This window comes from Crocinitomix catalasitica ATCC 23190, from assembly GCF_000621625.1.
Classification (GTDB): domain Bacteria; phylum Bacteroidota; class Bacteroidia; order Flavobacteriales_D; family Crocinitomicaceae; genus Crocinitomix; species Crocinitomix catalasitica.
Window position 1 is genome coordinate 1 of record NZ_JHXV01000050.1, and the last position, 7,259, is coordinate 7,259.

Annotated in this window: 5 protein-coding genes; all 5 read left to right on the top strand. The window is 34.6% G+C overall.

All coding sequences use genetic code 11. The features are described from left to right. Nucleotides 1-1,580: GH92 family glycosyl hydrolase (locus T367_RS0118035; protein WP_027421101.1), on the top strand; the 1,580-nt coding region annotated here is incomplete at its 5' end. A gap of 110 nt (nt 1,581-1,690) precedes the next feature. Further along, complete coding sequence (locus T367_RS23020) at nt 1,691-2,842, top strand: DUF4856 domain-containing protein (protein WP_051568662.1); 1,152 nt, start codon at nt 1,691-1,693, stop codon at nt 2,840-2,842. A 166-nt stretch (nt 2,843-3,008) separates the two neighbouring features. Beyond that, a complete protein-coding gene (locus tag T367_RS0118045; RefSeq protein ID WP_027421102.1) occupies nt 3,009-4,079 on the top strand; it encodes an imelysin family protein in 1,071 nt (356 codons plus the stop codon). Then, complete coding sequence (locus T367_RS0118050) at nt 4,080-6,500, top strand: TonB-dependent receptor domain-containing protein (RefSeq protein ID WP_027421103.1); 2,421 nt, start codon at nt 4,080-4,082, stop codon at nt 6,498-6,500. Between the two features lie 84 nt (nt 6,501-6,584). Beyond that, nucleotides 6,585-7,259, top strand: a 675-nt coding sequence (locus T367_RS0118055; protein WP_027421104.1) for an alpha/beta hydrolase, incomplete at its 3' end; no start/stop codon positions are given.

Sequence of the window (7,259 nt, forward strand, 5' to 3'; positions counted from 1 at the left end):
AGAACGAATCTGAATCAGTTTCTAAAACATTAGAATATGCCTATGATGATTGGTGTATCGCTATATTTGCAGACTCTTTAGGACATGATTCTATCGCTTCCATTTTTTATAAACGTGCGCAATATTATAAAAACTTATACCATCCAGATTCTAAATTCATGCAACCACGATTTAATGGAGGATGGAAAGATAACTTTAAACCAAGCGAAGTAACATTTGATTTTACAGAAGCGAACTCATGGCAATATTCACTGTTTGTTCCCCAAGACATCAATGGGTTAATTGAATTATTAGGAGGAGCAGATAGTCTAGAACTATGGCTCGATAATTTATTTTCAGCGAAACCAGAAACAACGGGAAGACATCAGGTTGATATCACTGGTTTAATTGGTCAGTATGCACATGGTAACGAACCCAGTCATCATATGGCTTATTTATACAATTTTACTCATTCTCCATGGAAAACAAATCACTATGTAAATAGAATATTCAATGAAATGTACAGCAATGCACCAGACGGTTTAAGTGGTAATGAAGATTGCGGACAAATGTCGTCGTGGTATGTGCTTAGTGCATTAGGCTTCTATTCTCTCACCCCAGGTTCTGATTATTATGCATTGGGTTGTCCTCGATATAAATTAGCCAATCTTTCTTTAGAGAATGGAAAAGAATTTAGGGTAATTGCTGAGAATTTAACAGAGAAAAATATTTATATTGAAAGTATTTATATCAATGGTAGTAAAGTGGATAGAAACTTCATTCGACATAGTGAGATAATGGCAGGTGGTGAACTGAAATTTATAATGACCAACTCAAAAACGGATATTGCCTTCAAAGAAATGCCCCTTACGAAAATTTATAATCAGCCATTTTTAAGAGCTCCGACGCTATCAAATTCGGTTGTTCCGTTCACAAAAAAGAAAGTTATAAAATTCGAACATATAGCCGATTCGACAGAAATTAGATACACTTTGGATGGTAGTGAACCGCTTTCCAATTCTAAAAAATATAAAGCAAAAGGAATTAAAATTAAAGAAACCACAACACTTAAAGCAATCTCAGTTAAACAATCATTGCAAAGCTTACCTACTACGGCCTATTTTGTCTTAACCAATAACGATTGGTCTATAAAACTTAAATCAACCTTCCACGATCATTATTCTGGCGGCGGAGAACGGGCATTAATTGATCAAATATACGGGAACACAGATTTTAGAACGGGTTCTTGGCAAGGCTTTTTTGACCAAGACTTAGATGTTGAAATCGACTTGGGTAAAATTCAAGACATAAATAGTATTGGTATTAATTTATTGCAGGATGCTAAATCGTGGATCTGGTATCCTTCTGAAGTTAGTTTTCAAATTTCGAATGACGGCATTGAATGGTTCACTTTAGGAACAGTTTTAAATGAATTTCCTCGAACTCAATTAGGGTCATTTATCCAGCCATTTAAATTAGATAAAACGGTGAGCACGCGTTTTATTCGAATTATCGCAAAAAATCCTGGTCCTTGTCCTGAATGGCATCCTGGTGCTGGAAACCCTAGTTATATTTTTGCTGACGAAATCTCAATAGATTAAGTCTTTTCGGACGTTTTCATTTTCTGATTATTTATTATACCATAAAAATGGTATTGTCTCTTCAAGATTCATCCAGTAGTTTTGCGAAGAATTAAATCTAAAAATATAACATGAAAAAAATCACATTTTTATTCATAGGAGCGGCACTTATGCTTGGTTCTTGTAAGAAAAAAGGCTGTACTGATAGCATAGCTTCAAATTATAGCGAAGAAGCGACAAAAGATGATGGCTCATGTTTATACACGCCTCAATTAGACATTCCCACAACTTACGATTTTAAAGATGCCAATGGAAATTCTACGGTTTCTTATTCAGGACAAACTGACCGTTTAAATCAATTATCTGAATTAGCTGCTTATGCTAAATCTGGAATCGGTATGGTGTTATCTGAAGAAGTGATGCATGATATGTATGTAAATACAGGAGATAACGGTGGTGGAAATTTCACTTTTTCATCGACGAAACAATTAAAAAATAAATGTATTGCTAGCGATGCTGAATTATTTGAAACGTATATCGAAAATCAAGCTACTGCTTCACAAGATTATATGGAAGTAGCTTCTAATGGACAAGCAGGAACATTAAGTTCAGGTGACAGCCAATACCTTTTTGCAGCGAATGGTATAGAATATGCTCAATTAATTGAAAAAGGACTTATGGGTGCAGTTTTCATGTACCAAGCAACACAAGTATATTTTGGGGATGACAAGATGAACGCTGACAATGGTACAGCTGTAGATGCTGATGCTGGTAAATATTATACACAATTAGAACATCATTGGGACGAAGCTTTTGGATACTTTGGTGCGCCAATAGACTTTTTAACCAATACTGAAGATCTTGTATTCTGGGCAAAATATTGCAATAGCAGAAATGCTGATTTAGGTTCGAATAAAGAAATGATGGATGCCTTTTTAACTGGAAGAGCGTTAATCAGTGCAGACAAATCTGACGATCAAATAAATACTCAGATTAATAAAATCAGAAGTACTTGGGAGAAAATTTCAGCGGCACAAGCAATTAATTACTTCGAAGGTGCTAAATCGAATTTTGGTTCGGATAACGCAAAATATTTACACCAGTTATCAGAAGCTTATGCTTTTGTAGCAGCATTAAAATACGTTTCACTTGATACGAGAGTAATCACTTATTCTCAAATTGAATCAATTCTAAACGAAACAATAGGTGAAAATTTCTGGGAAGTAACAACTACTGACTTGACAAACGCTATTAATGAATTGAATACGATTTACAATTTTTAATCAAAATTAATTCTAAAGCTGGCATTAATGAATCAATTTGTATTCGTTAATGCCAGCTTTTTTATTTACATAAACTTAAACATCAAATACCACAAAATGGGTATTGATTACTCCTAAGGAATAAGTTATTTTTGCAGCTAATTTTAGTATAAATATTTGGTGAAAAATGAAAAGAATCCGATTTACGCTATGCATTCTAATAATCGCAACGACTTTTTCTTGCAAAAAAGATCCTGTTGCTGAGTTTGATGAAGCGGCAATGTTAGAAAATATTGCTACGAATTTAATTCTACCAAATTATGAGGTGTTTAATAGTCAAGTCGCTGGATTGGTTGATCAAAAGAATAATTTCATCACGACTACTGATCTTTCAAGCTTGAATGATTTAAGAGCTCAATTTAAAGCAGCATATAAGTCATTTCAAACAATCAAAATGTTTGATTTTGGTCCAGCTTTCGATTATGGTATTAAAGCAGCAATGAATACTTACCCGGTTGATACGACTAAAATCAATAACAATATCGAATCAGGAGCTTTAAGTTTGAATTCGGCTGCCAATACGGATGCTATTGGTTTCCCAGCATTAGACTTCTTACTTTTTAACGGAACAAATGCTGAAATCGTTAATCGTTTCACGACTGATCCTTTAGCAACAAACTACAAAGACTATTTAGCTGCTCTAATTGATAAGATACAAACAGAATTCACCCCTGTATTAGCGGAGTGGAAATCATCTTATAAAGCAACATTCGTAGGTAGAACAGGAACTGATGTAGGATCATCAATTAGTTTAATGTTTAACGAATTTGTAAAGGATATCGAATTATTAAAAAACGCAAAAATCGGCATTCCTTCAGGACAATTTAGCGGAGGATTAACTTATCCTTATTTTGTCGAAGCTGTTTACAGTGAATACTCACTTGAATTAGCAAAAGAGAGCATGCAAGCACTTTGGAGTTTATACAAGGGGAATACAGGTATTGGTTTTGATGATTATATCGTTTTCTATGAAGAACAAGGAACATCTATTCAAGCTTCAGAAATAAATACACAATTTGAAAACTGCCTATCTAAAATAAATGTTTTGCCTACCCCATTTCACACGCAAATACCAACCGAGACTGCTAAATTCACTGAAACATTTCAAGAATTAAAGAAATTAGTTGCTTACGGTAAAACTGACATGACTTCTATTTTAGGAATTGTCATCACCTATTCTGATACGGATGGGGACTAAATGAAAAGCCTTTCCTCATTCATATTATTCTTTTTATGCCTCTCTTCCCAAATAACTTTTGGGCAAGCGAAACTATATGGTACAGTTAAGAATTCTATTAATGACGAATTACCCTTTGCCAAGATTGAAATTCTATCTGCTTCTAACTTAAGCTCAATAAAAAAATTGGTAACAGATGAATATGGGAGATTTACTTTAGAGAACGAAAAAGAAGGCGACTATGTAATTGTTGGTTCTGCTCCTTTTTATCTATCAGACAGTCTTAAATACATCTTAAAACCAGGTAAAAATAACATATCTATAATTCTTGCGGATACGAACACACTTGGCGCAGTTGAAGTTCATCACCGATCCAATTTTAGTACGCGTAAAATGCGTATGGTTGAAGGCGTTATCGTAACCAATGGCAAAAAAACCGAACACATTCAAATAGATAATAACGACGGTAATAATGCAACCAATAATGCACGCGAGCTTTATGCCAAAGTTCCAGGACTTAATATTTGGGAGTCTGACGGTGGAGGACTACAATTAGGAATTGGTGCGCGAGGATTAAGTCCAAGTAGAACTGCTCATTTTAATACGCGCCAAAACGGTTACGATATCAGTGCCGATGCTCTTGGATATCCAGAAACTTATTATACCCCACCAACTGAAGCGTTAGAGGCAATTCAACTGATTCGAGGAGCAGCATCTCTGCAATTTGGACCACAATTTGGTGGAATGCTTAACTTTAAAATAAAGCCTCCTTCAACCAATAAAATTCAATATGAAGGATATCAAACTATCGGTGCTTATAATCTTTATAATACTTTTAATAAGATTTCAGGAACGTTAAAAAAACGCTTTTCATACATGGCTTATTACCAATATAAAAAAGGTGATGGCTGGCGTGAGAATTCGAATTTTGAACAACAAAATATATTTGCTCAAGTTAAATATCATTTTACAGAAAATATATTTTTAAGTGCAGAATATACGCGGATGAACTATTTGGCGCAACAAGCTGGTGGTTTAACTGACGCGATGTTTGAAAAAGATCCCCAACAATCCATTCGAGATAGAAATTGGTTTAAAGTAAATTGGCAGATCGCTGCAATGCATTTTAACTATGATATCAGTACAAAGTCTAAATTAGATATCAAAGCATTCAAGGTCGTTGCAGAACGAACATCCTTAGGGAACCTCGAAAAAATCAGTCGTCTAGATGACCTGCAAGAACGGACAATTATCGATGGAGATTTTGATAATTTCGGTGCTGAATTACGCTTTTTACAAAGATATCCTATTGGTCAAAAGTATTTCGGTATCCTTGCGACTGGCGTTCGCTATTACCAAGGCAAGACAATAAATCGCCAAGGATTCGGTTCAGCAGATGCTGATCCTAATTTTGATTTTCTAAATCCGGACGATTTAGAGGGTTCTGATTATTCATTCCCTTCAAAAAACACTTCTGCTTTCATTGAGAACATATTCAAAATCAATAAAAAACTTACAATTTCAGCCGGTATTCGTTACGAATATATTTATACCGAAGCTGATGGCTACTATAACGAACGTGTCTATCATCCTTTAACACATGTACTTATTTTTGACACAACAATTTACGAAACCAAGTCACAAGGCAGGTCTATTTTATTAGGCGGTTTGGGTTTCTCTTATCAAAAAGGTAAATCGGTTGAATTCTATGGAAATATTGCTCAAAATTATAGAGGTATTAATTTTTCAGACATTCGAATCAGTAATCCGAATCAAATTGTAGATCCAGATATTCAAGACGAAAAAGGATTTAATGCTGATTTAGGTATGCGTGGTCAAAGAGAGAATTCCATTTTTGACATCAGCGCATTTTTCATGTATTACAACAATAAAATTGGAGTAATCAACTCAAAAATAAACGACTATGAATTCGTTCGTCTTCGAACAAATGTAGGTAGAGCATATAGCACAGGTCTTGAATTATTCGCTGAACATAAATTCGCAAAGGTTGACACCTCAAGTAATTACTTTTCAGTATTCACCAATTTATCTGCTATTTATGCCAAATATGGCAAACATGATGAAAAAGCATTAAGCAATAAATGGATCGAATTGGTCCCTCCTATTTCAATTAAAATTGGTCTAAAATACACTTACAATAAATGGAAGTTCTCCTTATTAGGATCGTATGTGCATCAACATTATTCGGATGGTACAAACGCCGAGTCGGATCCTAATGCTATCGCTGGATTAATACCTTCTTATTATGTTGTTGATTTCAATACAGCCTTCAACTTAAATAAACACTTTGTATTTAAGGGAGGGATTAATAACCTTACCAATAATAAGTACTTCACACGACGTGCTACATCTTATCCTGGCCCAGGAATCATTCCTTCAGATGGTATTAGCTTTTATCTTACAGTTGGTATCACCATTTAAATCAAGTGGTTTAACATAAAATATTACCCTTTCATTCAATATATCCACTTTGTCAATTTATATTTGACGGATAAATAATAAACAATGCGACAAATCATAATCATCTCGATCACTTTACTCCTTGTTAACTCTTGTGCTTTTAATGGCTTGTATTATTATCCCGACAAAGCCGAATTAGAAACATTTCAAGACGCTAATTCTTTTACCTTAATGAATGATGATCTAGAGATTAAAGGATTATTTTACGAACGCTCGGCTCCAAAAGCTTCAATATTTTTCTTACACGGAAATGCGGGCAACTTGAATGGATGGTCAAATGTGGCGCAATCTTTTTTTGATGAAGGTTACCAAGTTTATTTGATTGATTATCCTGGATTTGGAGCATCATCGGGGAACCCAAGTCATAAAAATGTAATTTCTAGTGCACAACTTGCCTTTGAAGACTTTATCAGTAAACCTTCGGTTAAGGATACCAAGGTCATATTAATGGGATTCTCCTTAGGCGGTAACCTTGCTTTAAAGATAGGCATCAACAACCAAGAGCAAATAGACGGAATGGTTTTAGAAGGCGCTTTTACCGATCAAAAATCTATCGCAGCAGAACGAACTCCTTTTCCTATGAAATTCTCGGCAAAAATGATTGTTAAGAATTTTGTAAAGGGCAAGGAATTAATTCAAGAGTGGATGAAACCCTTGCTTATCATTCATAGTGAAGACGATGTGGTTTGTCCTTATTATATGGGGAAAGAATTATATGAA

Coding starts and splice junctions, on each gene's coding strand:
- T367_RS23020 (WP_051568662.1), top strand. CDS start 1,691: ATGAAAAAAATCACATTTTTATTCATAGGAGCGGCACTTATGCTTGGT.
- T367_RS0118045 (WP_027421102.1), top strand. CDS start 3,009: ATGAAAAGAATCCGATTTACGCTATGCATTCTAATAATCGCAACGACT.
- T367_RS0118050 (WP_027421103.1), top strand. CDS start 4,080: ATGAAAAGCCTTTCCTCATTCATATTATTCTTTTTATGCCTCTCTTCC.